The organism is Streptomyces cucumeris (assembly GCF_024295805.1).
Taxonomy (GTDB): domain Bacteria; phylum Actinomycetota; class Actinomycetes; order Streptomycetales; family Streptomycetaceae; genus Streptomyces; species Streptomyces cucumeris.
On the sequence record NZ_JANCLX010000010.1, the window covers coordinates 200,189 to 226,591 of the forward strand.

Here is a 26,403-nt window from a genome sequence, read left to right on the forward strand (position 1 = left end):
CATGCCTAAGACCGCTAATTGGGTCGGCCCGCCTGCCCGTTTGGCCCTGATTCGCCGTCAACCCGTCACCCCTTCACCCCGATACGGCGGTGCCGGGCCCGGCGCTCGGCCAGTCGCTCGTCCTGGCCCCGCGCGCGGAGGGCGGCGAGTTCGGCTCCGAGGATACGGCCCAGCCGGTCCAGGAAGATCTCCGGGCGGCCCTCCTCCGCGTCTGACTCGTCCACGATCCGGTCGACGATGCCCTGGGCGAACAGATCGGCGGAGCGTACGCCTTGCCGCCCGGCGACCTCGTACGCCCGCTCGGTGGTGCGGTAAAGGATCGCGGAGGCACCTTCGGGCGGCAGCGGCGACAGCCAGGCGTGGCGCGCGGCCACGACCCGGTCGGCGGGCAGCAGCGCGAGCGCGGCGCCCCCGGCGCCCTGGCCGAGCAGCAGGCACAGGGTGGGCGCGGGCAGGGTCACCATGTCGGCGAGACAGCGGGCGATCTCCCCGGCGAGCCCGCCCTCCTCGGCGGCGCGGTTGAGCGCGGCGCCCGCGGTGTCGATGACGGTGAGCAGCGGGAGGTCCAGTTCGGCGGCGATCCGCATCCCGCGCCGGGCCGTCCGCAGACCGGCGGGGCCGAGCGGCTGACCCTGCCCCGGCCCATCGCCGGTCTCGCCCTCACGCGCGCTGCGCCGGTTGTGCCCGAGCACGACGCAGGGCGTGCCGCCGACGCGCGCGAGGGCGAGCAGCAGCCCGGGGTCGTGCTCACCGGCCCCGGTCCCGCTGAGCGGGGTCACATCCTCGGCGGCGACCCGCAGCAGATCCCGCACCCCGGGCCGATCGGCCCGCCGGGACGCCCGGATCGACTCCTCAGCGGTGGGCACGGGCCGGGGGCAGGCCCCGTCGCCCGCGGCCCGGACACCGGACGAAGCGACGCCCCCGACCGCCGGAGCGGACCGGGCGGGCTCACCGCGACCGGCAACCGGGGCTGCACCAGACACACCGCCATCGGCGGGCTGGGACGCTTCGGGGCCTCCGCCATCGGCCAGCGGGCGCCCGGCGGGCCCGCCGCCGTCAGCAAGCGGGAGCTCAGCGGACATACCGCTCTCGACGGCTTGAGGCCCGGCGGAGTCTCCGCCGTCGACAGGCGAGACCACGGGCGCTCCGCCATCAGCAAGCGGTGCGACCGACCCACCACCATCGACCAACGCGGACCCGACGGGCTCACCACCATCGGCCAGCGGGCGCCCGGCGGACCCACCGCCGTCGGCGAGCGTGGGTCCGGCGGGGTCTCCGCCATAGGCCGACGCGGGTCCGGCGGACACACCGCCACCAGCGGGTCGGGGTGCAGCGGACACACCGCCCTCGGCGGGTCGGGGTGCAGCGGACACACCGCCCTCGGCAGGGTCTCCGCACAGGACGCGGAGGACCTGGGCCGCCACGCCGCCCAGGCGGCTGGCGGGGAGTACGGCGTCGATCAGGCCGTGGTGCATCAGGTTGTCGGCGACCTGGACGCCGGGCGGGAACTCCTCGCCGTAGAGCGCCTCGTGCACCCGCGGGCCCATGAAGCCGATCAGCGCCCCCGGTTCGGCGGCGGTGACATGGCCCAGCGAGCCCCAGGACGCGAGGACGCCGCCCGTCGTGGGGTGGCGCAGATGTACGAGGTAGGGCAGGCCCGCGGCCTTGTGCTCGGTTATCGCCGCCGCCACCTTCACCATCTGGAGGAACGCGACCGTCCCCTCCTGCATCCGGGTGCCGCCGGAGGCGGGCGCGGCGAGCAGCGGGAGCCGTTCCTCGGTGGCCCGCTCCACCGCCCGGACCAGGCGTTCCCCGGCCGCGACGCCGATCGAACCGGCCAGGAAGCGGAACTCGCACGCGACGAACGCCACCCGGCGCCCCTCGATCCGCCCCTCCCCCGTGATCACCGACTCGTCGAGCCCGGTGCGCTCACGCGCCCGCTCGAGGTCGGCGCGGTAGTCGGGGTCCTCGGTGGTGATCACGACCGGTTCGTCCCAGGACCTCCGGGTGCCCGGGTCGAGGACCGCCTCGATCAGCTCCACGGCGGACCTGCGCGACGACGGCCGTGACAGGGCGGGCGGGCCGGACGGGCCGGACCGCGTCGCCCCGGGGCCGGCCGTGTCGTTCGTACGGGAGTTCGTTCCGGTCATGCCACTCACCTTCCACGCACACGACCCTCCGCAACCATTCTCGGCATGTGTCCCCGGCCTCGCCCCGGCGGCGGAGCGGGAGGGGCGGACCACGGCGGACGGTCGCACTCCGGTTCGAACCGGACATCATTCTCAGCTCAGCCTGAGCTGCCCCTTAACTCCGCCATAAGCGGGGCGAATCGCCTGATCGGCGTGGCTAGCGTGCTGCGCGTCGCCCCCATCAGCGAAGGAGTTCCCCACGATGACCGCTCGTCGTCAGGCCGCACGGATAGCCGCACTCGGTGTGGTGCCGCTCGCCCTCACCACGCTGAACGCGGCTCCGGCCACCGCCCACGGTTCGATGCAGAACCCGGTCAGCCGGGTCTCGGCGTGTTTCGCCGAGGGCCCGGAGAACCCGGTCTCGGCGGCCTGCAAGGCGGCGGTGGCGGCCGGGGGCACCCAGCCGCTGTACGACTGGAACGAGGTCAACATCGCCGACGCCGCCGGGCGGCACAAGCAGATCATCCCGGACGGAAAGCTGTGCAGCGCGGGCCGCGACAAGTACAAGGGCCTGGATCTGCCGCGCGCCGACTGGCCCGCCACGGCGATGAAGGCCGGGACCCGCACCTTCACCTACCGGGCCACGGCCCCGCACAAGGGCAGCTTCGCGCTGTACATCACCAAGGACGGCTACAAGCCGACCAAGCGGCTGGCCTGGTCCGATCTGGAGGCCAAGCCCTTCGCCAAGGTCACCGACCCGACGCTGAAGAACGGGAGTTACGTCTTCAAGGGCAAGGTGCCGAAGAAGTCCGGCCGCCACCTGATCTACAGCGTGTGGCAGCGCTCGGACAGCCCCGAGGCCTTCTACACCTGCTCGGACGTGACTTTCGGCCGTACAGCCGGCACGCCGAAGACGGCCCCGGAGGCGTCGGCCCCGAAGGCGTCCGCACCGGACGACGCACAGATCGCCGCGGGCGCCCCGAAGTCGACCGTCGACCACCGGGGACACGGCGGCGACGCGCCGAAGGCGGCCGGCGCCGGGCACACCGAGCACGGCGTGAAGGCCCCCGAGCACACGGACAAGCCCCGGACCGGCGAGAACGTCGGCGTGAAGAGCGCCGGGGCCGACGCCGCCAAGGCTCCCACCGCGACCGGTGACAGCGGTGAGCACCTCGCCCAGACCGGCGGCGACAGCAACACCACCACCCTCGCCATCGGCGGTGCCGCGGTCCTCGCGGCCGGGGCGGCGGTGCTGTTCACCGCGAACGGCCGCCGGAAGGCGGCGCGGCGCCGCGGCTGACGCGGGCCACATGCCGGGCCACAGGCCGGAGCCGGTTCCGGGGGTTGTTGACGGCACCCCCGGGACCGGCTCCTCCATGTCCGGCGCCGCCCAGAAACCGCCGCTCAGGCGCCGTCGGCCTCCTCGGCCAGCGCCGCGTCCAGCGTGGCCGTCAGCCGCTGGAGCCGCGTCCGCAGGTCCACCATCTCCTCCATGTCGAGACCGCTGGCCTCGCCCACCTTCAGCGGGATGTCCTGGGCCTTCTCACGCAGCGCCTCGCCCTCCGCGGTCAGCCGCACGGTCACCGAACGCTCGTCCTGGGCGCTGCGCTCACGCTGGACGAGACCGGCCGTCTGCATGCGCTTGAGCAGCGGCGAGAGGGTGCCGGAGTCCAGCCGCAGATACTCCCCCAGCTTCTTGACCGGCATCTCCCCGTGCTCCCACAGCACCAGCATCGCCAGGTACTGCGGGTAGGTCAGCTCCGTCTCGCGCAGCACCCGGCGGTAGACGCCGCCGAAGGCGCGGGACGCCGCGTGCAGGGTGAAGCAGAGCTGGAGGTCGAGCCGGAGGAGATCGGGGCGGGGCTGGTGCGACATACCTCCAGCGTACCCTTTAGTTGTGCACAACTTAATTGTGTGCTCTACTTCGTGTCGGCGTTCGGCCCCGAACGCCGACAGGCTCGAACCCGCACAGGACTCGAAAGGGATGGTCTCCATGGATGCGCTCTACACCGCGGTCGCCACGGCCAACGGACGCGACGGCCGGGCCGTGACCTCCGACGGCCAGATCGACCTGGCGCTCGCCATGCCGCCCGCGCTCGGCGGCAGCGGTCAGGGCACCAACCCCGAGCAGCTCTTCGCCGCGGGCTACGCCGCCTGCTTCGCCAGCGCGCTCGGCCTCGTCGGCCGCCAGGCCAAGGTCGACACCAAGGACATCTCGGTGACCGCCGAGGTCGGCATCGGCAAGGACGAGGCCGACGGCGGCTTCGGGCTCAAGGTCACGCTGCGCGTGGAGCTGCCCGCGGAGCTGGAGGGCGAGAAGGGCCGCGGCCTGGTCGAGCAGGCGCACCAGGTGTGCCCGTACTCCAAGGCGACCAGGGGCAACATCGAGGTCGAGCTGATCGCCGAATAAGCGCCTCGGCCCCGGCGGCTATGCGGCGGGGGGCGCGGCTTCGAGGTTCGCGGCCATACGGCTCAGCACCCGTACGGTCTCGTGGTACTGCTCGGCCGTCACCCCGTCCATCAGCCGCCGCCGGGTGGCCCCGACCCGCCCCGCCGCCTCGGCCCGCCCTTCGGCGCCGAGCGGGGTGAGTGCCCAGCGGCCGCCCTCCCCCTCGACCCGGCCGGCCCAGCCGCGCCCGCGGAGCGAGACCAGGACCTCGTCGAGGGTGATCGTCCCCTCGCCCCAGAACGGGAGCAGGGCGGCGGAGAGCTCATCGGTCCGGCACGGAGCCGCGGTGAGCGAGTTCAGCACCTGCCAGTGGCGCCGGGTCAGCCCGCTCCCCGCGAGGGCGCGCTCGAAGTCCGCGTCGATCAGCGCGTCCAGGCGCTTGAGCCAGTATCCGATCGGCTTCGGTTCCTCCATGGCTCCGCCTTCCCCCGCGATGCATGTAAAGTAGCAACTAGATGTTATTGATTATGCATCGAGGAGCGATGGACCACCACAGCGCACAGCACATCGACGAGGTCGAGCGGGCGATGGTCGCCATCCGGCGGAGTCAGAGCAGGAGGTCCCTGGCGCGCCTGGCCAACGGGCACTCACCGCGGACCGACACCGGGGGCGCGGCGTTCGACGTCCTCGACGCCATCGAGGCGGCGGAGCAGAGCGGAACCCCCGCGACCGTCTCGGGCATCGCCGCCGCCCTCGCCGTGGACCAGCCCCGGGCGAGCAAGCTGGTCGCCGGTGCGGTGGCCGCCGGGCTGGTGCGCCGGGAGGCGGACCAGGCGGACGGACGGCGCGCCCTGCTCGTCAGGACCGAGGCAGGGCGCGCGCTGACCGAAGAGGTCCGCCGCTTCCGGCGCTCCGTGTTCGCCGAGGCGATGGAGGAGTGGCCGGAAGCGGACAGAGCGGCGTTCGCACGGCTGCTGACCCGCTTCGTGGACGCCCTCGGAAGGCGCACCACCCGCTAGCGGGATGAGCCGTCAACCGCTTTCTGTCAAGGGTCAGTCATCCGACGCACAGGTCGTCGGGGTGGCGTGTTCCGGATCGAGGGCGTTGACGGCTTCGTGGAAGGCGAGGCCGTCGGTCAGCCCGATGGCGAGGTGTTCGGAGATATCGGTCCGGCACAGGTCCTGGAGCACCACGTTCTTGACGTCGGGTCCGGACAGGAACTGCGACTGGTAGGGCGTGACGACCTCGTCGTACTTGGTCGCGATGACGGTGTAACGCACCCCGGGGACGGTGTCGCCGCCCTCGTTGAGGCGCTTGAGCATGTCGGAGCCGACGACCTGGTCCATCAGTCCCGGCGCGGCCCGGGCGATCAGATCGCCGGCACCCGGGAAGTAGTCGAGCAGCTTGGTCAGCCCGGACAGGGTGGTGCCATGGTTACTGGGAGCCAGGCCGACCAGGGCGTTCACCTTGGGCGCACCGCCGAGGAACTTGAGGTAGTAGCGGGGCATCATGCCGCCCTGCGAATGTCCGACCATGTCGACCTTCTGGGCGCCGGTGGCGGCCAGTACCCGGTCCACGTAGGAGGACAGCTGCGCGGCCGACTTGTCGACCCGGTTCAGGCCGTGGAAGAAGGGCACGAGCGGCAACTGGCCGTAGTCGAGGGAGAAGACGCAGTAGCCGCGTTTCACCAGGTAGGGGGCGAAGCCGAGCCAGTTGTCGATGGAGTTGCCCAGGGTGCCGTGCACCAGCACCACGGGGCGGGGATGTTGGGCCGATGGCTTGCAGGAATAGTTGTTCCACCCGCTGCTCACCGCACCCGAACTCGCGGCCTCGGCCGCGGTGGGTACGGCGGTCGCCACGACCGTCAGGGCCAGCGCGGGCAGTAACCTGCGCGACCTGCTGACCGTCCGGGTCTTGCGGGACCTGCGGAAACCAGGGATATGCCTCCAGGGCAGCATCACATGAACTCCTCGCCGTGGGGGAGAGAGGGTTGCACTGACGGCGCGCCCTGCGATCCGGATCACATGGGGTGGTGCGCTGAGACGAAATTACGCGTGAGTAGCAAAGGCATCCAGCCATTGGTCAGTGAAGGAACGTCTACCTACTTTTCACGCGACGTCCAGGAATCCGGCGGGCCGTACCGCGGACGGGCCGAAGCGGGCGCGCGCCCGGTCGGCCGCCGCCTCCAGCCGCCGGGACTTCTCATCGGCGGGGTCGAACGTCAGCTGGTGCGCCGCGAGTCCGGCGTCGGTCAGCCCCTCGACCCGCAGCGACACGGCCCGCACCCGGGCCCGTTGCAGCCCTAGCGCGTCGTGCAGCGCGTATGCGGCGGAGGTCAGCACCGGGGTGTGCGCGGTCGGCTCGGCCAGGGTGCGGGAGCGGGTGGTCGTGGAGCGGTCGGCGTACCGGACGGTGAGCACGAGCACCGCCGCCACCTGCCCGCTCGTCCGCAGCCGGGCGCCGAGCCCGTCGGCGAGCGTGAGCAGCGCCCGGCGCCGCCGGACGGGGTCCAGCTCATCGTGGCGGAACCGGTGTTCCGCCCCCATGGCACGGGCCGGGGCGTTCGGGGTGACGGGCGCCGGGTCGACACCGCGGGCCCAGGCGTGCACCGTACGCGCGGTGGACGCGCCGAGGATCCGCTGCAGGGTGCCCAGGGGCGCGTCGGCGATCCGCGCGGCGCTGTCGAGCCCGTACGCACACAGCGTGCGCGCGGTGGCCGGGCCCACACCGGGCAGGGCGGTGGGGGGCTTGCGGGCGAGGAACGCGGCGACGGCGCCGGGGTCGCCGGGCACGGTGCGGACGGCGCCGGGCGCGTCCGGCGCCGCGTCCTGGGCGGCCATCCGGGCGAGCATGGGGTTGGCGGCGACGCCGACGGTGCAGTCGACGCCGTACCGGGCCAGCGCCCGGACCCGCACGATCCCCGCGAGCCCGGCGGCGTCCCGCCCGAAGTACCGCAGCGCACCGCGGACATCGGCGAACGCGGCATCGGGCGGCAGCGCCTCGACGACGGGCGTCAGCTCCCCGAGCAACGCCAGCAGCCCCTGGTAGACGTCCTCCCCCAACGCCTCCTGCCCGGCCCCCCGCCGGAACCGCACATACAGCACATGCGGCTCCCCGGCCCCGGAGCCCGACCGCTCTCCTCCTGCCGGAGGTTCGGCGTCCGCGGACGCGCCGCTCGACCGCCCCTCCCCCGCCGGGCGGCGACGGGGATCGGCGGGGTGACGGCCGGGGGTCATCCCGCGCTCCCGGGGCTGGCGTGCCACAGTTTGCGGCCGGTGGCGGACTGGTCGCCCGCGGGCCGGAGGTCGGCCCAGGGGTGCATGGCGTAGCCGGTGGACATCTGGATGCGGCGGCCGGAGCCGGCCCCGGCCGGTTCGCGCGTACCGTCGTCCGGGCCCGCCGCCAGTTCGGCGGCGACCGCGTCCAGGCCGCCTTCGCGGCGGAGCCGGGCCAGTTCGGCGAGGTTCCAGACGGCCGAGCCGACGACGCTGAGGCTGCGCGGGCCGCGCCGCTGGACCACCCCGCGCACCAGCAGCAGCCATGAGTGGAAGACGGTGTGCGCGCATGCGGCGTGGCTGTCGTCGAAGAACGCGCAGTCGACCAGCCCGGAGCCGTCGTCGAGGGTGGTGAAGATGACCCGGCGGCCCGAGCGGATCGGCGGGGTCTGGGTGGCGGCCTTGGCTCCGGCGACGAGTACGGTCTCGCCGTGCCGGGCGTCCCGCAGCCGTTTCGCGGACATCGCGCCCAGTTCCTCCAGGAACTCCCGGTGGTCACTCATGAGATGGCGGGAGACATCCATGCCGAGGACACCGAGCTCGGCGCCGAGGCGTTCGTCCGCGTCGAGGTCGGGGAGTCCGGCGGGGGCGGCGGGCCCGGCCTCGGTCAGCGGGAGCTGGCCCGCGCCGTCGTGCCGGGCGGCGCCCCGCTGCTGCCGGTGCAGTTCGGCGATCTGCAACAGCAGGTCGCGGCGGCTCGGACCGAACGCGTCCAACGCGCCGACCTGGGCCAGCCGTTCGGCCACCGGCCGCCCGGGGTGGGCGCGCAGCCACAGGTCCTGGAGCGAGGAGTACGGCTGCCCGGCCTCGATCCGCCCGGTCTCCGCCTCGCTGATGCCGTGGACGTCGGAGAGGGCCAGCCGGACCCCGGCGCCCTCGCCACCACCATCGCCACCGGACATCAGTTCGATTCGATAGGCGGCCCCCGAGCGGTTCACGTCCAACGGGAGGATCGGCACCCCGCGCCGCCGCGCGTCCGCCAGCAGCAGCCGCTTGGGGTACATCCCGGGGTCATGGGTGAGCAGCCCGGCGTAGAAGGCCGCCGGATGGTGCGCCTTGAGCCAGGCGGACTGATACGTCGGCACCGCGAAGGCGACGGCGTGCGCCTTGCAGAAGCCGTACGAGCCGAACGCCTCGACGATCTCCCAGGTACGCGCCAGCACCTCCGCCGGATAGCCCCGCCGCGCGGCCTCGGTCCGGAACCAGGCCCGTACCCGCCCCTGCCGTTCGGGGTCGGACAGCGCGCGCCGTGCCTCGTCGGCGAGGTCCCGTTCACAACCGGTCATGATCGAGAGGATCTTGATGATCTGTTCATGGAAGACCACCACCCCATAGGTCTCGCGCAGCGCCTCCTCCAGATCCGGATGCGGATAGCGCGGCGGTGTGCGGCCGTGCCGGGCCTCGATGAAGGGGCGCACCATATCGGCGGCGACCGGGCCGGGCCGGAAGAGCGAGATGTCGACCACGAGGTCATGGAAGGAGGTGGGCTGGAGCCGCCCCAGGAGATCGCGCTGCCCCGGGGACTCGATCTGGAAGCAGCCGAGCGTCTCGGTGGAGCGGATCAGATCGTAGGTGGCGGGGTCGCCGGGGCGGACCACGGCGGGGTCGTCGAGGTCCACCGTCCGTCCGGTGACCCGCACGATCTCGGCCACCGCATGCGCCATCGCGGACTGCATCCGCACACCCAGCACATCGAGTTTGAGCAGCCCCAGTTCCTCGACATCGTCCTTGTCGAACTGGGACATCGGGAAGCCCTCACCACTGGTCGGCACGATGGGCGTACGGGCCAACAACCCGGAGTCCGAGAGCAGCACCCCGCAGGGGTGCATGGCGAGACCACGGGGCAGCGCGTCCAGCGCCTCGACCAGCTCCCAGAACTTGCCGAAACGTTCCTGCTCGGCGGTCGCCTCGCGCAGCGCCCGCAGCTCGGGCAGTTCGGCCAGGGCCGCGCGGGCGTCACGGGCGCGGATGTGCGGGAAGGACTTGGCGAGCCGGTCCACCTCATCCGGGTCCATACCGAGCGCCGCACCCACGTCCCGCACCGCATGGCGCACCCGGTAGGTCTCGGGCATGGCGACCGTCGCGACCCGCTCCGCCCCGAAGCGGTCGAAGATGGCGCGGTAGACATCGAGGCGGCGCGCGGACTCCACGTCGATGTCGATGTCGGGCAGCGCGGCCCGCCGCACCGAGAGGAACCGCTCCATCAGCAGCCCGTTGGCGACGGGGTCGGCGTGGGCGATCCCGAGCAGATGGTTGACGAACGAGCCCGCGCCGGAGCCACGGGCGGCCACCCGGACCCCGAGCGCGCGGGTGTCGTCCACGACCTGGGCGACGGTGAGGAAATACGAGGCGAAGCCGAGCCGCTCGATGGTGCGCAGCTCGTCCTCCAGCCGCTCCCAGCGCGGCCGGTCGCGGTCGTACCCCCGCAGCACCATGGCGGCGGCGCAGCGCGACCGCAGCACCCGCTCGGCGCTGCGCCGTCCGGCGCCGACCAGCCGTGGTTCGGGGAAGTGGACACTGCCGAGGCCGATGTGGTCCTCGGGGTCGACCAGACACGCGGCGGCGGTGCGCTCGGTCTCCTCCAGCAGCCGGTACGCGGCGTCCCGCCGCATCCCCGCCGCCTCCGCGATCCGTTCGGCGATCTCCGCCATCTCCCGCGGGCCCTTGAGCCAGCGCTCACCGCTGTCGAGCGAGCCGGGGCGGCGCGGATCGATCGGGACCAGCCGCCGGGCGGCGTCCAGGACATCGGCGACCGGTCCCTCCCCCGGGTCGGCGTAGCGCACGGCGTTGCTGAGCACGGACCGTACGCCCTGGTCGGCGGCGAAGCCGACGGTACGGGCGGCCAGCCGCAGCGAGCCGGGGCCGGTGCCGGGGCGGCCGTGCCACACGGTCTCCAGCCGCAGCGCGTCACCGAAGAGCTCGCGCCAGGGGGTGATCAGCCGGGCGGCCCGGTCGGGGCGGCCGGCAGCCAGGGCCCGGCCGACATCGGAGTCGGGGCCGAGCAGCACGGTCAGCGCGGAGAGCGCCCCGCCACCGCCGTCGACCAGGTCGCGCCAGTGCAGCAGCGGCGGTCCGTCGTCATGGGCACGGGCGGAGCCGGGGTGGCCGAGCCCGGCGTGGGCGGCGGAGACCAGACCGCACAGCGCGGCCCATCCGGCCGCGCCGTCCCGGGCGAGGAAGACCACCCGGGGCGCGGACTCGTCGATGAACGCCCCGCCGCGCACCGGGGTGCGGCGCCGGACCGTACGCCCCGGCTCCGGGGGTTCCGACCGGACGGCCAGGTTCACCCCGAAGAGCGGGCGCACCCCCGCGGCCCCGCAGGCGCGGGCGAACCGCACCGCTCCGGCGAGGCTGTCGCGATCGGTCAGCGCGATCGCGTCCATACCGCGCTCGGCGGCGCGCTCCGCGAGCCGCTCCGGATGCGCGGCCCCGTACCGCATGGAGAATCCGGACGCGGTGTGCAGATGCGTGAAGCCTGGCATCCGCACCTCCCGCTGCTCACACCCCCTGACCGACCCTGTTCGTCCCACGCCCCACCATAACCCCATTCTCGAACAGACGTGCGAGTCGGTTCGGCGGCCCTTCCATATACACCATAAGCACGCAAAACACCTCTACATCCCGCGTGTCGCACCAGGAGAACCGGCAGTCCGCGCCCTACGCTTGATCCTCATGACCGAGCGACCCGGGGATTCCAGCGCACCCTCCCAGGACGCCCCGCTCGGGCTGCTGCGGGAGCAGCGCACCGGCACACTGGTCACCCTCAAGCGCGACGGCAGGCCCCAGCTTTCGAACGTCGCCTTCACCTATGACCCGGCCACCCACCTGATCCGCGTCTCGGTCACCGACGACCGCGCCAAGACCCGCAATCTGCGCCGCGATCCGCGCGCCAGCTTCTATGTCACCAGCGACGACCGCACCTCCTATCTGGTAGCCGAGGGCGACGCCGAGCTGACCCCGGTGGCCGGCGATCCGCACGACGCCACGGTCGACGAACTGGTCGGGATCTACCGCGCCGTCCAGGGTGAGCATCCGGACTGGGAGGAGTTCCGCGCCGCGATGGTCGCCGACCGGCGGCTGGTGGTGCGACTGCGGGCCGGCCGGGCCTACGGATGGAGCCACCGGACCGGCTCCCTGAGCCGCGATCTGGATAGCTGACCCCGCGCTGTACACCACCGTTCCGGCCGCCGGAGGCCGTTTGAGCACCCGCCCGCCGGTCACCTTGCGCTGGCAGGAACTCACTCACCCGCCCCTCGGGCCCCACACTCACCGGTAACCGACGGACGGATCATCACCCCCTGCCCCATATGGCCCTGCCTGATCCCATACGAGTGCTCTGACCATGTAGTTCAGGAACCGGCGGACACTCCGGACACCTCCGCGCCGGGCGCACGCCCGTCGGCCCGCCCCGCCCTCCGCGCATCCGCCGGATACGCGGCGTTCCACGGAGCGATACCCTCCGCGCGCGACAATAAGCCGCCGAATGACTACGTATAGCGACCGGAAGTGTTCGATCGACATGCGTTCCCGACGCGCACGGCGTAGAACTCCGTCCGGTATCTGAAACCACGAGCTAGGGAGCGTTCGAAATGCGGAAGACCACAGGGGCGATCGGTCTGGGGGCCGCCGTGGCCCTGAGCGCCGCGCTGGGGATCGGTGCGAGCGGCACGGCGAACGCCGCGCCCGCGCAGCCCGACAGCCTGTACCCGGCCTCTGCGATGGTCCTCACCGTCGGCTACGGCGCGGATGCGGCGACGGCCGACGTACAGCGGGCGGTGACGCTCAGCTGTCAGCCCACCGCCTCCGGTACCCACCCGGCCGCCGCCAAGGCGTGCGCCGAACTGCGCACCGTCGACGGCGCCTTCAACTCGCTGACGCTGTCGGCGGAGCCGGGCCGGATCTGCACCAAGGAATGGCGGCCGGTGACGGTCACCGCCACGGGGGTCTGGGACGGCCGCCGGGTCTCGTACGAGCACACCTTCGCGAACAACTGCCAGCGGGACGCCGTGACCACCCAGGTCTTCGGGTTCTGAGCGGCGCGCGACAGAGCGGCGCGACCCCGTACGACGTACCACCGCACCACGCACCACCGAACGCAGTGCCGCACGACGCGGCACCGGTGAACGCGGTCTGACCGGCCGCGGACACAGGGGAGGCCCCCCGGACACCGTCCACGGGTGTCCGGGGGGCCTCTGTTCTCGGTGCGACCCTACGCCCCCGCACCGGGCGCCAGGGTCACGGGACCGGCCGGTCAGCCGATCGAGGCGCCGTACGCGTCCAGCGCCTCCGGAACCGGCTGGAAGAAGGTCTCGCCGCCGCCGGAGCAGTCACCGCTGCCGCCGGAGGTCAGGCCCAGCGCGGTGTCGTCCGCGAAGAGCGCGCCGCCGCTGTCGCCCGGCTCGGCGCAGACGGTGGTCTGGATGAGCCCCTCGACCGTGCCCTCCTGGTAGTTCACGGTGGCATTGAGGGCGGTGACCTCGCCGTCGTGCACCTGGGTGGTGCTGCCGCTGCGCTGCACCTTCTGGCCGACCGTGGCGTCGCCCGCCTTGGCGATGGCCTGGGTGCTGCCGTTGTAGAGGTCCACCGCGCTCGGGTGCTCGGTGTCCTTGGTGTACTTGACCAGGCCGTAGTCATTGCCGGGGAAGGAGCTTCCCTCGTTGGCCCCGATCTCCTCGCCGCCCTGCGAGTCCGACCAGCTCTTGATCGACTCGGTGCAGTGGCCGGCGGTCAGGAAGTACGGCTGACCGTCCTTGACCACGTTGAAGCCGAGCGAGCAGCGGCCGCCGTCACCCCAGATGGCGTCGCCACCGGCGATGAAGGTCGAGAACGCGCCCTTGGACCGCTTCACCTCGACCTTGTCACCCAGCCCGTCGGTGACCTGGGTCAGCTTGTCCAGCGCGCCGCCCTTGACGGAGCGGTCCGCGGTGACGACGACCTTGTTGGTTCTGGGGTCCACCGACCATGCGGTACCGGGCAGGGTGGCCTTGTCCTTGAGGGTGGCCCGCGCCGAGTCGAGCTGGGCGAGGGTGTGCTTGACCACCTTGGCCTCGGCCCCGGCCGCGCGGACCTTGTCGGCGGCGGCGTCGTTCACCACGTTGACCACGAGCTTCTTGCTCTGGGCGTCGTAGTAGGCACCCGCGGAGTCATCGCCCAGCGAGGAGACGAGACCGTTGGCCAGCTTGCCCGCGGCCTTCACCGACAGGGGGTCCGGCTGGTCACCGGGGGCGGCATTGGCGCTCTGCAGGGTGAGTCCCGCGGCCACGAGGGCCGTGATACCGGCTCCGGCGATGGCGACGCGACGCTTGGGTATGCGGCGGTGCTTCAACTCAGAACCTCCAGTGGGGGGTTGGGCCCGAAAGCGGCAGTGGGGTGCCGGGCCCGGAAGGCGGGTGGCAGGGCGCGTCTGCCCGTTCACGGCGCGTCCATGCCAAGTTGCCGCCGAGTATTCCCAGGGCTCCTGGGCCACACAAGGGCAGGTTCACGTCCGGGCTGTGAAATTTACGGGGCGGTCATGTGCCCGACACGAGGTGCTCCGGTGCCGGAATCGAAACCGGCACCGTACCGGAACCGGCATGACGAAGCCCGCGCACCGAAGGGGTGCGCGGGCAGGACACTATCCCAGCGGATGCCGATCACCGGCCGGGGGGTGTGGAACCCCCGAGGTCAGCGCTCCACGGTGGGCCTCGGCTCCGGTTCGCGTTCGGTGAGGGTGGGGACCGGCCGGGCGGACCGCTCCTCCGTCACCGCGCGGGGCGCAGCGGAATCGGCGGCGGGGACGGCTTCCGCCCCGGCGACGCTCTCCGCCCCGGCGCCTTCCGGCTTCCGCTCCGTACGCCCGGCCGTCAGGGGCCGCTCGTCCTCCTGGCCCCGTTCCAGGAACCGCAGCAGCTCCACCGGGATGGGCAGCACCAGCGTGGAGTTCTTCTCCGCCGACACCGCCATCACGGTCTGGAGCAGCCGGAGCTGGAGCGCGGCCGGGCTCTCGGACATCTGGGCGGCGGCCTCGGCCAGCTTCTTGGACGCCTGGAGCTCCGCGTCCGCGTTGATGACCCGGGCGCGGCGCTCCCGGTCGGCCTCCGCCTGCCGGGCCATCGAGCGCTTCATGGTCTCCGGCAGCGATACGTCCTTGATCTCGACACGGTCGATATGGACGCCCCAGCCCACCGCCGGGCTGTCGATCATGAGCTCAAGGCCCTGGTTGAGCTTCTCCCGGTTGGAGAGCAGATCATCCAGATCGCTCTTGCCGATGATCGAGCGCAGTGAGGTCTGGGCCATCTGAGAGACGGCGAAGCGGTAGTCCTCCACCGCGATGATCGCCTCCGCCGGGTCCACGACCTTGAAGTAGACGACCGCGTCGACCCGGACCGTCACGTTGTCACGGGTGATGCCCTCCTGCGCGGGCACGGGCATCGTCACGATCTGCATGTTCACCTTGTGCAGCCGGTCGAAGACCGGGGTGATCATGGTGAACCCCGGGCCCCGGATACCCGACCGCAGCCTCCCGAGCCGGAAGACCACCCCCCGTTCGTACTGCTTGACCACTCGGGCCGCCGCCAGGGCGCAGACCACGCCCAGACAGGCCAGTACCACGACCACTGTCACCAGCGCATCGATCATCACGGCCACCTGCCGTCCGTATCACGACCAATGCCCCATCCGGGGTATTGATGTCCACGATAGTCCGGCTCGACAACAGGGGGGAGCCCCCGCCGGGCACTCCGGGCGGGGGCTCCTTCGCCGTATGCCAGCGGCCGGTGAGGGGCGGCCGACGGCATGCCGATGACGGCGAGAGGGGGAACGAACGGGGGGTCGGCCGGTCTAGTAGACGTTGACCCCGTAGGCGTTCAGCGCTTCGACGACCGGCTGGAAGAACGTGGTCCCGCCGGTGGAGCAGTTGCCGCTGCCGCCGGAGGTGAGGCCGAGGGCGGTGGACCCGGAGTAGAGGGGACCGCCGCTGTCGCCGGGTTCGGCGCAGACGGTGGTCTGGATCATGCCGTAGACGATGTCGCCGTTGCCGTAGTTGACGGTGGCGTTCAGCGCGGTGACCCGGCCGCTGTGGGTGCCGGTGGTGCTGCCGCGCCGGGTGACCGTCTGGCCGACGGTCGGGTTGGCGGCCCGGGTGATGTCCTGGCTGCCGACGGTGCCCGACGGGCTGACCGAACCGCTGTACCGGACCAGACCGTAGTCATTGGTCGGGAAGCTGGACCCGGCGGTGGGGCCGATGGTGGTGGTGTGTCCGGAGTTGGACCACCAGGTGCCCGCGCCGTCGGTGCAGTGACCCGCGGTGACGAAGTAGTTGGCTCCGCTGCCGTTGCGGACGTTGAACCCGAGGGAGCAGCGCCAGCTACTGGCGTAGATGGCATCGCCACCGGAGATCAGCTTGTTGATCTTGCCGGGGGTGCGCTTCACCTCGATCGCGTCGGCGTTCGCACCCGCACCGTTCTTGATCTTGGCGATCTCGCTCGCGGAGACGGTGCTGTCGGCGGTGACCACGAGGGTGTTGGTCGCCTTGTCGACATACCAGGCGGTGCCCGCGACATCGGCCTCGAGAACGGCGTCGCTCGCCGCCCTGACCTCTGTCGCGCTGAACGTGGCGGCCTTGTCGCTTCCGGCGTAGGCGGCGGGGGCGGCGAGTGCCGTTCCGGCCATCAGCGCCGAGGTGGCGGCGATCAGGGCTATACGTCTCGCCTGGGTGCCGTGGGGGGCAGTGCGCTTGATCCTCAACTCTTCCTCCGAGGGAATCGGGGGTCCGCTTGGGTGGGCAGGCCCGTGAGGCGCAGTCAAAGATCACACCGAACGCAAATTCGACGTGTTCCTGACAAGCGCTTCCCGAAGTATTCGGGCCATCGCCCTCGGCGCGCAAGAGAAAACGTGTAACTGTCAGCGGCCGCCGGGCACATGGCCCCGGCGGCTTCCGGCCACCGGGGCGGTGCACCCATCCCCTGGGTATCCCTGAGGACGCGGCTACGGACCCTCAGGTTCCGCCGACCTCCGCGCAACCTCGCGGGCCCTGGTGCGGTCCGGTGTCCCGGCCCGCGGGGAACCCCTCAGCGCTCCTCTCCCGGATGGCGAAGCCCCAGGTGGTCGCGGAGTGTCCGGCCGGTGTACGCGGTGCGGAACACCCCGCGCTCCTGGAGCAGCGGGACCACCCGGTCCACGAAGTCATCGAGTCCGCCGGGGGTCAGATGCGGCACGAGGATGAAGCCGTCGGCCGCGTCCTCCCGTACGAAAGCGGCCATCTCGGCGGCGACGGCCTCCGGGGTGCCGATGAAGGACTGCCGGCCGGTCGTCTCGATGACGGTCTGCCGGATGGACAGCCCTTTCTCCTCCGAGAGGGCCCGCCACTTCGCCGCCACCGCCAGCGGATCGGCATGCCGCACCCGGCCCTGGGAGCGCTCGGAGCCGGGGTCCGGATCGATGTCCGGAAGCGGTCCGTCGGGGTCGTAGCCGGACAGGTCCACCCCCCAGATCTGCTCCAGGGTGAGCAGCGCGGTCTGCGGGGAGACCTGCTGCCGCCGGATCTCCGCGGCCCGCTCCTGGGCCTCGGCCGCGGTGTCGCCGAGGACGAAGGTCACCCCGGGCATGATCTTCAGATCCTCCGGGGCCCGGCCGTGGGCCGCCAGCCTTCGCTTGACGTCGGCGTAGAAGGCACAGCCCGCCTCCAGGGTGCCGTGCCGGGTGAAGATGATGTCGGCGGCGGAGGCGGCGAACTCCCGGCCCTCGTCGGAGTCCCCGGCCTGGATCACCACCGGATGGCCCTGCGGCGCGGGCGCCACCCCGAAATGCCCCTCGATACCGAAGTGTTCACCGTGGTGTGCGAACGGCCGGGGGGTGCCCCCGGGCGTCCAGGAGTCCCACAGCTCACGTGCGGTGGCCACGAACTCGGCGGCCCGGGTGTAGCGGTCGGCCCGGTCCAGATAGCCGCCGCGCCGGAAGTTCTCACCGGTGAAGGCGTCGGAGGAGGTGACGACGTTCCAGGCGGCGCGGCCCCCGCTGAGATGGTCCAGGGAGGCCAGCCGGCGGGCCAGTTCATACGGTTCGTTGAAGGTGGCGTTGACGGTGGCGGCCAGGCCGAGTCGTTCGGTGACGGCCGCCAGCGCGGAGAGCACGGTCAGCGACTCCGGCCTGCCCACCACATCGAGGTCGTGGATACGGCCGTTGTGCTCGCGCAGCCGCAGCCCCTCGGCGAGGAAGAAGAAGTCGAACAGCCCGCGTTCGGCGGTACGTGCCAGATGGACGAAGGAGGAGAAGTCGATCTGGCTGCCGGAACGGGGGTCGGCCCATACGGTGGTGTTGTTCACCCCGGGGAAGTGCGCGGCCAGATGGATCTGCCTGCCGGGTCCGCTCGTGTCGTTCACCGGGCTCCCTCCCTCGCCAGGGCGTAGCGGTTGGCGGGGCGCGGCCGCCCCAGGTGCTCCCGGAGCGTCGTACCGGGGTAGAAGGTGCGGAACAGTCCGCGGTGCTGGAGCAGCGCCACGGTGCCGTTGACGAACCGTTCGAGATCGCCGGGCGGTGCGGCGGGGGTGATGTGGAAGCCGTCCACGGCCCCGGCGGTGTGCCACCCGGCAATCAGGTCCGCGAGGTCCACCGGTCCCCCGCGGTACAGCGGCGGCCGGTCGTCCACGGCGGTCAGCGGGCCCCGCGCACTGCCCGGCCCGGCCGCGTACTCACCGTCCGACAGGTCCACGGTGACGGCGGCGAGCACGGTGAGCGCGCCCGGATCCCGGCCCGACTCCCCCGCGCGCAGCCGCAGTTCGTCACGTATCCGGCCCGCCGCGTCCGGGGTGGTGGCCCGGACGAACGCCACATCGGCGTGGCGGGCGGCGGTGTCCCGGGTGACGGGATCGGTGGCATCGACGGCCACCACCGGGTGGCCCTGCGGGGGCCGGGGGACGATGGACGGGCCGCGCACCCGGAAGTGGCCGCCCTCGAAGTCGACGTAGTGCAGTCTGTCGCGGTCGATGAAGCGGCCGGTGGCGATGTCGCGGATCTCCGCGTCGTCCTCCCAGCTGTCCCACAGCCGGGCCACCACATCGGCCACCTCGCCCGCCTCGGCCCACAGTTCGGCCGCGGGGGCGGCGGGGCGGCGGCCCACCAGCCGCGCCTCCGCCTCGGTCGCCGACACCCCGACCGTCCAGCCCGCCCGGCCGCGGCTCACCCAGTCCAGGGTGGCCACGGCACAGGAGACATGGAACGGTTCGGTGTGCGTGGTGGTGACGGTCGGCACCAGGCCGATCCGTTCGGTGGCCGGAGCGACGCGCGCCAGGACGGCGAGCGCGTCGGGCCGGCCGGGACCCTCCCCCGGGGGGCCGAACGAGTCGTCCAGGGTGATGAAGTCGAGCGTGCCGCGCTCGGCGAGTCGCGCGAGCTCGACGTAGTACGGCGCCGCGTAGCTCCCGGTGCCGTCGACGGCGGCGGCCAGGTGCAGGGGGCCGGTGGATGGGGCCATGGTCAGGGCCTTCCTCGGTCGGGGTGGACGGTCACTGCTTCGGCAGGCCGCGCGGGTTGATCTCGGACTTCTCGACCGCCTCACCGGCGAGTCCCCAGCGCTTCAGCACCTTGGCGTACGAACCGTCGTCGATGACGTGGTCGATGGCCGCCGCATAGGCGTCGACCAGTCCGCTGCCCTTCCTGGTGGTGGCGGCGATCTTGCCCTGCACCGCGTCGCCGCCGCCCGAGAGGGTGCCGACGATCTGTGTCTGCCCGGCCGAGGCGACGTGGTAGGCGGAGGTGGGGTGGGGGCCGAGATAGGCGTCGATCCGCCCGGACTGGAGAGCGAGGTAGTAGTCGGTGTCCTTCTGGAAGTACGTGATGCCGACCGGCTTCCGGCCCGCCTTCTCGTTCTCCTTGCTCCAGTCGACCAGGATCTTCTCCTGGTTGGTGCCGGAGGAGACGGCGACGGTCTTCCCCGCCACGTCCTTCGGCCCCTTCACCCGCCACGGGGTGCCCTTCTTGGCCTCGAAGGCGAGGTCGTCCAGCCGGTAGGTGGCGAAGTCGTACTTCTCCTTGCGCTCCTCGGTGACGGTCACGTTGGAGAACACGGCGTCGAACTTGGAGCTGTCCAGGCCGACGAAGAGGTTCTCCCAGGAGACCGCCTGGAAGTCGACCTTCAGGCCGAGGGTGTCGGCGACCAGGGTGGCGAGGTCGATCTCGGAGCCGATACGGGTCTTGTCGTCGGTGGCGTAGAAGCCGAGCGGCGCGGCGGCGTCCGCGCTGCCGCCGATCCGCAGGGTGCCCCGCTCGCGGATCGCCGCGGGCAGCTCGGCCGCGATGGCGGCCACCTTCTTGCCTCTGACGCGGTGCTGGTCGGGGCCGATGTTGAGCTGTCCGCCCCGCTTGCCCTCGGCCCCGACGGTCTGCTGGGCGTCACCGCTGCCGCAGGCGCCGAGCAGGGTCGAGGCGAGGGTGACGGCGACGGCGGTGACGAGGGTGCGACGGGTCTTCACGGGAGGCTCCTTGCGGGGGTGTGCGGGATACGGGATATACGGGGACGGGCGGGGTGTACCGGTGGGGGCGGGAGGTCACAGGACCTTGGAGAGGAACGCCTTGGTGCGCGTCTCGCGCGGACGGTCGAGCACCTCGGACGGTGGTCCCTGTTCGACGATCCGGCCGTCGTCCATGAAGACCACGGTGTCGGCCACTTCACGGGCGAAGCCGATCTCATGGGTGACCACGACCATGGTGGTGCCCTGGTGGGCCAGGTCCTTGATGACGTCCAGGACCTCACCGACCAGCTCGGGGTCGAGTGCGGAGGTCGGCTCGTCGAAGAGCAGCAGCTCCGGTTCCAGGGCGAGCGCACGGGCGATGGCCACCCGCTGCTGCTGTCCGCCGGAGAGCTGGCGGGGGTAGGCGGACGCCTTGTCCGCGAGACCGACCCGGGCCAGCAGCGTCCCGGCGGTCTCCACGGCCTGCTTGCGGGGGCGGCGCAGCGCGGAGACCGGTGCCTCGGTGATGTTCTCCAGCACCGTCAGGTGCGGGAAGAGGTGGAAGTTCTGGAAGACGAAGCCGATCCGGGTGCGCTGCCGCAGGACCTCGCGCTCGCGCAGCTCGTACAGCCGGTTGCCCTGGCGGCGGTAGCCGACCAGTGAGCCGCCGACGCTGATCCAGCCGCTGTCCACCTTCTCCAGGTGGTTGATGGTCCGCAGCAGCGTGGACTTGCCGGAGCCGGACGGTCCGAGGACGACGGCCACCTCTCCGGCGCGCACCTGGAGGTCGATCCCGCGCAGCACCTCCAGGGTTCCGAAGCTCTTGTGGGCGGAGCGGATGTCGACCATGGCGGTCATCGGGTGGCTCCCCGGGAGAAGTGGCGCTCGACGTAGTACTGCGCGACGGAGAGCACGGTGGTCAGGACGATGTACCAGACGGTCGCCACCATCAGCAGCGGTACCACCCGGCCGTTGCGGCCGTACACGACCTGCACCTGGTAGAAGAGTTCGCCGATCGCCATCACCGAGACGATCGAGGTGCCCTTGAAGAGGGAGATGACCTCGTTGGCGGCGTTGGGCAGGATCGAGCGCATCGCCTGCGGCAGCACGATCCTGCGGAGCTGGCGCAGCCGGGGGATGCCGAGCGCTGCCGCCGCCTCGAGCTGTCCGGCATCGACGGCCAGCACTCCCCCGCGCACGATCTCGGCGGCGTAGGCCGCCTGGTGCAGGGCGAGTCCGAGGACCGCCGCACTCATGGCGCCGACCAGGCCCGCGGTGTCGAAGGAGAAGAAGCCGGGGCCGAACGGGATGCCGAAGTCCAGCCGCTGGTAGAGGTAGGTGAGGTTGAACCAGAACAGAAGCTGGACGATGAGCGGGATGGAGCGGAACGCCCAGATGTAGGTGAACGCCACCGACTTCAGGAACGGGCTGGCGGACAGCCGCATGAAGGCCAGCACGATACCGAGGGCGAAGCCCAGCGCGGTGCCGTAGAAGGTGAGCTGGATGGTGATCCAGACCGCCTTGAGGATGGTCTCGGTTGCGAAGAACCGGGCGAACACCTCCCATTCCCAGCCGGGGTTGGTGACCAGGCCATGGGCGAACTGGGCGACCAGGACGGCGGTGACGGCGACCGCGACCCAGCGCCAGGGGTGGCGTACGGGGACGACCTTGAGCGCCGAGTAGTCCTCGGCCGGGGTGGGTTCGGGTGCGGTCTTCAGGGGTGGATCGGAGGTCAGTGACACGGGAGGTCCTTCGAGGAGGGGCGAGCGGGAAGGGGCAGAGCGGTCGCGCTCAGGCGCTGAGCGGGGCGCTGTGGGCCAGTGCGCGCAGACAGCGCAGCAGGGCCCGCGCGGTCGCGTCGTTCTGGCGGAACGCGGGCGCGTTGGTACGCGGCCGGGCGAAGGCGCCGGAGGCGCGGGCGTCGGTGTGCGGGCCCAGGGCGAAGCGGCGGGGATGCGGACGTCCGGCCCGGTCCAGGACCCGGCCGTCATCGGGGCTGACGGCGAGCAGTCCGGCCGGGGTGGCGGCCGCGCCGTCGCGGTGCAGGGAGCGCAGCAGCGGATCGCGGCTGCGCTCCACGGTGGGTTCCGGCAGCCGGGCCTCGACCAGGGCGCGGGCCTCGACGGTGTGTCCGGGCAGACCGTCGCCGGACGCCCGGAACACCCCGCGTCCGGGGTCGGTGGTCACGGTCAGCCCGGCGCCGAGGAAGCGGACGACTCCGGCGCGGGAGAGCGCGAGGAGCTGTTCCAGCCGTGGTCCGGGCGGACCGGAGGCGAGGTAGCTGAAGAAGCCGTGCCACCAGCCGCCGATGTCGCCGAGCCGGATGAGCTGCCCGTAGACGGACAGCAGGGCGAGGAAGACGGCCAGGTCGGGGCTGTGCTCAGGGTCATGACGGCGGGCCAGATCGGCCTCGATATATCCGCGCAGCCCCTGTTGCAGCGCCTCCTCATCGGGGTACCGCAGCCCGGCCAGCGGATGGTCCAGGGCGTCGAGGTCGAGCCGGTCGGCCGGATCGGGTACGGCCGAGGCGATCAGCGCGGCGAGGGCGGGGTCGCCGGGCGGGCGGGCGGCGTAGCGCTCCTCGAAGACCCGCCACTCCAGGGTGGTGCGCTCGGGGTGGGCGGTGAACAGCCGGTGGTAGTGGGCGTATCCGAGTTCCTTGTCGATCAGCGGCCAGATGTCATGCCGGAAGTCGGGCCCGCCGGGGAGCCGCAGCAGCGCGTCCACCTCGGCGGGGCCGAAGAAGCGCGGCACCGGCGGCCGTTCGCCGTCCAGCGGATAGCCGATCTTGGCGTGGTACGGGACGCCACGGCGTGATCCGACGTGCAGCACGGGTTCCCGCCCCGAGGGCCGGTACCTCAGCTCCCCGGCCGGGCCGCGTTCGTAGCGTCCGCCGCGGCCCTCGGTGAGCAGCACCATCAGGTCGACGAAGGCCAGCCCGAGGCCGCGGACGAGCACCGGCTCACCGGGGCGCAGTACGTCCAGGTCGCTGTCGGCGGTGAACTCCGGCGGGAGGTGGACCAGTCCGTACTCGGCGGCGAAGGCCGAGAGCGCCCGCTGTTCGGCGTCGGGTTCGGCGTCGAGGTGGCCGAGGGCGAGGACCACCGCGTCGGCGGTGATGGGGGTGGCCCGGCCCTCCAGCCACACCTGCTGGCGTCCGTCGCGCGGCCCGGTGATCCGTACCGCGCGGTACCGGTGCTCATGGACGGTGACCCCGGGCGGCAGGGCGGCCACCGCACGCTCGTACACCCAGCGCAGATAGGCGCTCTGCAGCCGCCGGGTGGCGAAGCTGTCACCGGTCAGCGCGGCGGCCTCGGCGGCGAGTTCGGGCGGGACGGTGCCGGTCGGGCCGTCGGGGAGGTCGCCGTCGCGGAGCCGGGCGGCCCATTCGGCGAGGGAGGGCCCGGGGCGGACCGGCCCCTCGCCCTCCACCGATGCGTCGGTGAACATCGTGACGTCCTCGGCCATGGAGTTCATCCACAGCAGCGGGGACTGGTCGGGGCGCCAGATACGGCCGCCGCCGGGCGGGTATGGATCGACCAGGTGGACGGCGAAGGGCGGGGCGCCGGCCCCGTACAGCTCGGGGGCGTTGGCGGCGAGCCGTTCCACCAGTCCGGTGGCGCGCGGGCCCGCACCGACGATGACCACGGCGGACGGCCGGGAGGGCCGGGCGGCAAGGGAGGACCGGGGAGTTCGGGGCGGTCGGGAGGGCAGGTCCGGGATCGCGGACATACGAAAGGCTCCGTGAGTTCTTCGAGTGAACTCAACGCGGGCCTTCACACCCGGCCGCACCCCTCAGCACGGCCTGGCGCCGAGATTAAGGCGTCCCTACGGCCGGTTGTCAAGGCTGTCCGAACTGTGAGCAGCGCGTCTCAGCTCAGTTGACGCACGGCCGGAAGGCTGCTCCACTTGGCGCATGTATTCATGGCAGCGACTGGTCACCCGCGACCACATCGACTTCGGTCGGGTGTGGTCGTCGTCCTGTTCGGGCTGATCGCCCGCCTCCGCTGCCTCGGGAGGCTTCGCCCGCCCATCGCACATTCCGTCCGATGTGGCCCCGTACATCCGCGTTCTCACGCGTCCTCACACCCGCTTCGGCACCCGTGTGCCGGCACACCCGTCCCGGTGTGCCGGCCCGTCGCCCTCCCCTCGGGCACCCGGCCGCGGCCGCCGCTCAGCAGCCGCAGTCACACCCGCAGTCGCAGTCGCAGCAGTTACAGCCATCACCGCAGCAGTTGCAGCAGTCACAGCAGTCGGAACAGTCATCGCACTTGTGGCACAGCCCCTCGCGCGGCTCCCCGGTCCACGGGTCGTGGTACGGATCCTTACAGCACACCTGACAGGTGCAGAAGAGCCCGGACCACACCGCGCACCCGGCTATCAGCCCCCGGCGGCGGCCCCGGTTCGGCGGCTCCGGCGGCGCGCCACCCGGACCGTGCGGATTGTTGATCCACGGCGACTGCGGGGGCGGCGCTCCCTGGGATCCCTCGGGGCCGAGCATCTCGAGCTCCGGCGCACCGGACCCGGGCGGCGCGGCCTCGACGGTGTGCGCACAGCCGGTGGTGCCGAAGGCGCGGTCCACCGCGCGCGGCAGTTCATGCGCCAGCAGCACATGCGCCAGCCTGCCCGAACCCTTGCTCGCGAACCGGGTGTCCCGGAGGGCGAGCCGCACCCCGTGCGCCGCGTCGTCGCAGAGCCTGCGCACATCGGCGAGATCGGCGCCGGTGGCGGCGATCGGGTTCCAGGCGCCGGTCTCGGCGTCCTCGGCCAGGTCCTCCACCGCGTCCAGCAGATGGGCCAGCCGTCCGAAGAGCCGTCCGGCCTCCTCCAGCGGGGCCCGGTTCTCCGGCCGCCCGGCCAGGATCGCGGTATGGCCGAAAGCCGCCGCCGTCGCGGTTTCGGTCGGCTCGGTGACGGTGAGCAGTGAGGTGCCGATCCCGGCCGCGCCCTCGATGCCGCCCTGCCGGCCGACCGCGTCGAGCAGCACGGCCGTGTCGAAGCCGATCTCGGCACCGCTGCGCGCCCCGGCCCGGTCCCAGCGGGCGGCGACCCGGCGGGCGGCCGCGGCGACCGGCCGCCGGGCCAACGCCCCGTCGCCGTCATCCACATGGTCACGCATCTTCGCCGAGGCCAGCACCAGTGAGACGGTGGCGGCGAGCCGGGCGCCCTCGCCCTGGGCGACGGAAGCGGTGCGCATCCCGCGCAGCGGACACGGCCCCGCCGTACGCCGCCCGCTGTCGGAGGCTCCGGTCTGGGCCTCGACCAGTACCGAGATCACCAGACCGTCGTAATTAGTGGCAACCCGGGCGAACTGCCCGTGATCGCCCCTCAACGCGAGGCACAACCCGCACAGATGCGCCATCCATTCGGTCCGCAGGTTTTCCGACAGCCGATGGCGGCAAGGCCGGATAATGCCAAACACGAAGATCCCCGTTCACCCGTACGTCCCCGACGTCACCCGTCCGGCCCGGCGGAGTCTACCCAGCACCCCGTCAGCCCCCTTAAGCAGGTGGAACTCTGATATGGCGCCAGGCGTTGTGCACCAGTAACGTCACGAATCCCCTGTGCGGCCGCAATCCACGTGGCACACCATCCGCATCATGGACGACCATGGAGGGGCGGACAGTACACACCGTTAGCGAAAGGAGGCGTCCATGGGATCGGTACGCAAGGCGAGTGCCTGGCTTGGCCTCGTCGACGACAGCGATGACGAGCGCTACTACGACGACGACTACGCCGAGGGGCCCGAGCCCGGCGACTCCTGGGTGACCGACCCGCGCGTGCGGGTGGCCGACCAGGCCGCGCAGGACCAGGGCACACGTATCGCCACGGTCACCCCGGACGGCTTCCGGGACGCCCGGGGCATCGGTGAGCTGTTCCGGGAGGGGGTCCCGGTCATCGTCAACCTGACGACGATGGAGTCCGCCGACGCCAAGCGCGTCGTCGACTTCGCCGCGGGGCTGACGTTCGGGCTGCGCGGTTCCATCGAGCGCGTCGCCAACCGTGTCTTCCTGCTCACCCCGGCGGACTACCAGATCGTCAGCGGTGAGACCCAGCGCTCGATCGGCGGCTTCTTCAACCAGAGCTGAGCCCCCCCCTTTTCCAGGGGCTCGGTTCTCCTCCGGGGCGCTGAAGCCCCTGCCGACGGTCGACCGTGCTCGGCCACTCGTACCTCGCGGCCTCCG

General features: G+C 72.1%; 22 protein-coding genes. 6 read left to right on the forward strand and 16 right to left on the reverse strand.

The window, feature by feature from the left end; all coding sequences use genetic code 11:
- Positions 1–65: 65 nt before the first annotated feature.
- Positions 66–2,150, reverse strand: coding sequence for a carboxyl transferase domain-containing protein (locus NMK44_RS17775; protein ID WP_254744132.1), 2,085 nt, complete (start codon positions 2,148–2,150; stop codon positions 66–68).
- Between the two features lie 241 nt (positions 2,151–2,391).
- Between NMK44_RS17775 and NMK44_RS17780 the strand changes: the two genes are divergently transcribed.
- On the forward strand, positions 2,392–3,429 hold the full coding sequence (locus NMK44_RS17780) for a lytic polysaccharide monooxygenase auxiliary activity family 9 protein (RefSeq protein ID WP_254744134.1): 1,038 nt from the start codon (positions 2,392–2,394) through the stop codon (positions 3,427–3,429).
- Between the two features lie 104 nt (positions 3,430–3,533).
- Here NMK44_RS17780 and NMK44_RS17785 read toward each other — a convergent pair whose 3' ends face one another.
- Complete coding sequence (locus NMK44_RS17785) at positions 3,534–4,004, reverse strand: MarR family winged helix-turn-helix transcriptional regulator (RefSeq protein WP_254744136.1); 471 nt, start codon at positions 4,002–4,004, stop codon at positions 3,534–3,536.
- Positions 4,005–4,122: 118 nt separating this feature from the next.
- On the opposite strand from NMK44_RS17785, the gene NMK44_RS17790 reads away from it, so the two are divergent.
- Positions 4,123–4,539 (forward strand): organic hydroperoxide resistance protein, encoded by a 417-nt coding sequence (locus NMK44_RS17790; RefSeq protein ID WP_302888332.1) that lies wholly within the window; start codon positions 4,123–4,125, stop codon positions 4,537–4,539.
- Positions 4,540–4,557: 18 nt separating this feature from the next.
- Here NMK44_RS17790 and NMK44_RS17795 read toward each other — a convergent pair whose 3' ends face one another.
- Entirely contained in the window at positions 4,558–4,992 is a 435-nt protein-coding gene (locus NMK44_RS17795) for a winged helix DNA-binding protein (RefSeq protein WP_254744140.1), read from the reverse strand.
- A 68-nt stretch (positions 4,993–5,060) separates the two neighbouring features.
- On the opposite strand from NMK44_RS17795, the gene NMK44_RS17800 reads away from it, so the two are divergent.
- Positions 5,061–5,537, forward strand: a complete 477-nt coding sequence (locus NMK44_RS17800) for a MarR family winged helix-turn-helix transcriptional regulator (protein WP_254744142.1) — start codon at positions 5,061–5,063, stop codon at positions 5,535–5,537.
- Between the two features lie 33 nt (positions 5,538–5,570).
- Here the strand turns inward: NMK44_RS17800 and NMK44_RS17805 are convergent, their stop codons facing one another.
- The 3 genes from NMK44_RS17805 to NMK44_RS17815 form a co-directional block, all read right to left on the reverse strand.
- Entirely contained in the window at positions 5,571–6,476 is a 906-nt protein-coding gene (locus NMK44_RS17805) for an esterase/lipase family protein (protein WP_254744144.1), read from the reverse strand.
- Positions 6,477–6,626: 150 nt separating this feature from the next.
- Complete coding sequence (locus NMK44_RS17810; protein ID WP_254744146.1) at positions 6,627–7,754, reverse strand: DNA polymerase Y family protein; 1,128 nt, start codon at positions 7,752–7,754, stop codon at positions 6,627–6,629.
- Positions 7,751–11,275 carry a DNA polymerase III subunit alpha gene (locus NMK44_RS17815; RefSeq protein WP_254744148.1) on the reverse strand — a complete coding sequence of 1,175 codons (3,525 nt, stop codon included), beginning with the start codon at positions 11,273–11,275 and terminating at the stop codon, positions 7,751–7,753. The genes NMK44_RS17810 and NMK44_RS17815 overlap by 4 nt, the downstream gene beginning before the upstream one ends.
- Before the next feature lie 190 nt (positions 11,276–11,465).
- On the opposite strand from NMK44_RS17815, the gene NMK44_RS17820 reads away from it, so the two are divergent.
- Both NMK44_RS17820 and NMK44_RS17825 read left to right on the forward strand, forming a co-directional pair.
- Positions 11,466–11,951: a PPOX class F420-dependent oxidoreductase gene (locus NMK44_RS17820; protein WP_254744150.1), complete on the forward strand. Its 486-nt coding sequence runs from the start codon at positions 11,466–11,468 to the stop codon at positions 11,949–11,951.
- Positions 11,952–12,382: 431 nt separating this feature from the next.
- On the forward strand, positions 12,383–12,826 hold the full coding sequence (locus NMK44_RS17825; protein ID WP_254744152.1) for a subtilase-type protease inhibitor: 444 nt from the start codon (positions 12,383–12,385) through the stop codon (positions 12,824–12,826).
- A 218-nt stretch (positions 12,827–13,044) separates the two neighbouring features.
- On the opposite strand, the gene NMK44_RS17830 is transcribed toward NMK44_RS17825, so the two are convergent.
- The 10 genes from NMK44_RS17830 to NMK44_RS17875 all read right to left on the reverse strand — a co-directional run bounded on the left by NMK44_RS17830 (position 13,045) and on the right by NMK44_RS17875 (position 25,640).
- Positions 13,045–14,118, reverse strand: a complete 1,074-nt coding sequence (locus NMK44_RS17830) for a S1 family peptidase (protein ID WP_254744154.1) — start codon at positions 14,116–14,118, stop codon at positions 13,045–13,047.
- 338 nt (positions 14,119–14,456) lie between these two features.
- The gene (locus tag NMK44_RS17835) at positions 14,457–15,410 is read right to left on the reverse strand and encodes a slipin family protein (RefSeq protein WP_254744156.1); all 954 of its coding nucleotides are present in this window, start codon (positions 15,408–15,410) and stop codon (positions 14,457–14,459) included.
- Between the two features lie 201 nt (positions 15,411–15,611).
- On the reverse strand, positions 15,612–16,517 hold the full coding sequence (locus NMK44_RS17840) for a S1 family peptidase (protein ID WP_254744158.1): 906 nt from the start codon (positions 16,515–16,517) through the stop codon (positions 15,612–15,614).
- Positions 16,518–16,840: 323 nt separating this feature from the next.
- Positions 16,841–18,151 carry an NtaA/DmoA family FMN-dependent monooxygenase gene (locus NMK44_RS17845; RefSeq protein ID WP_254744160.1) on the reverse strand — a complete coding sequence of 437 codons (1,311 nt, stop codon included), beginning with the start codon at positions 18,149–18,151 and terminating at the stop codon, positions 16,841–16,843.
- Positions 18,148–19,242, reverse strand: coding sequence for an LLM class flavin-dependent oxidoreductase (locus NMK44_RS17850; protein ID WP_254744162.1), 1,095 nt, complete (start codon positions 19,240–19,242; stop codon positions 18,148–18,150). Before NMK44_RS17850 ends, NMK44_RS17845 begins: the two co-directional genes overlap by 4 nt.
- A 31-nt stretch (positions 19,243–19,273) precedes the next feature.
- Complete coding sequence (locus NMK44_RS17855) at positions 19,274–20,239, reverse strand: ABC transporter substrate-binding protein (protein ID WP_254744164.1); 966 nt, start codon at positions 20,237–20,239, stop codon at positions 19,274–19,276.
- Positions 20,240–20,314: 75 nt separating this feature from the next.
- Positions 20,315–21,067 (reverse strand): amino acid ABC transporter ATP-binding protein, encoded by a 753-nt coding sequence (locus NMK44_RS17860; protein WP_254744268.1) that lies wholly within the window; start codon positions 21,065–21,067, stop codon positions 20,315–20,317.
- A gap of 5 nt (positions 21,068–21,072) precedes the next feature.
- Positions 21,073–21,960 (reverse strand): amino acid ABC transporter permease, encoded by an 888-nt coding sequence (locus NMK44_RS17865; RefSeq protein WP_374215286.1) that lies wholly within the window; start codon positions 21,958–21,960, stop codon positions 21,073–21,075.
- Between the two features lie 49 nt (positions 21,961–22,009).
- On the reverse strand, positions 22,010–23,950 hold the full coding sequence (locus NMK44_RS17870; protein ID WP_254744166.1) for an FAD/NAD(P)-binding protein: 1,941 nt from the start codon (positions 23,948–23,950) through the stop codon (positions 22,010–22,012).
- A gap of 442 nt (positions 23,951–24,392) precedes the next feature.
- Positions 24,393–25,640, reverse strand: coding sequence for a DUF5685 family protein (locus tag NMK44_RS17875; RefSeq protein ID WP_254744168.1), 1,248 nt, complete (start codon positions 25,638–25,640; stop codon positions 24,393–24,395).
- 232 nt (positions 25,641–25,872) lie between these two features.
- Between NMK44_RS17875 and NMK44_RS17880 the strand changes: the two genes are divergently transcribed.
- Complete coding sequence (locus NMK44_RS17880; RefSeq protein ID WP_254744170.1) at positions 25,873–26,307, forward strand: cell division protein SepF; 435 nt, start codon at positions 25,873–25,875, stop codon at positions 26,305–26,307.
- Positions 26,308–26,403: the final 96 nt, after the last annotated feature.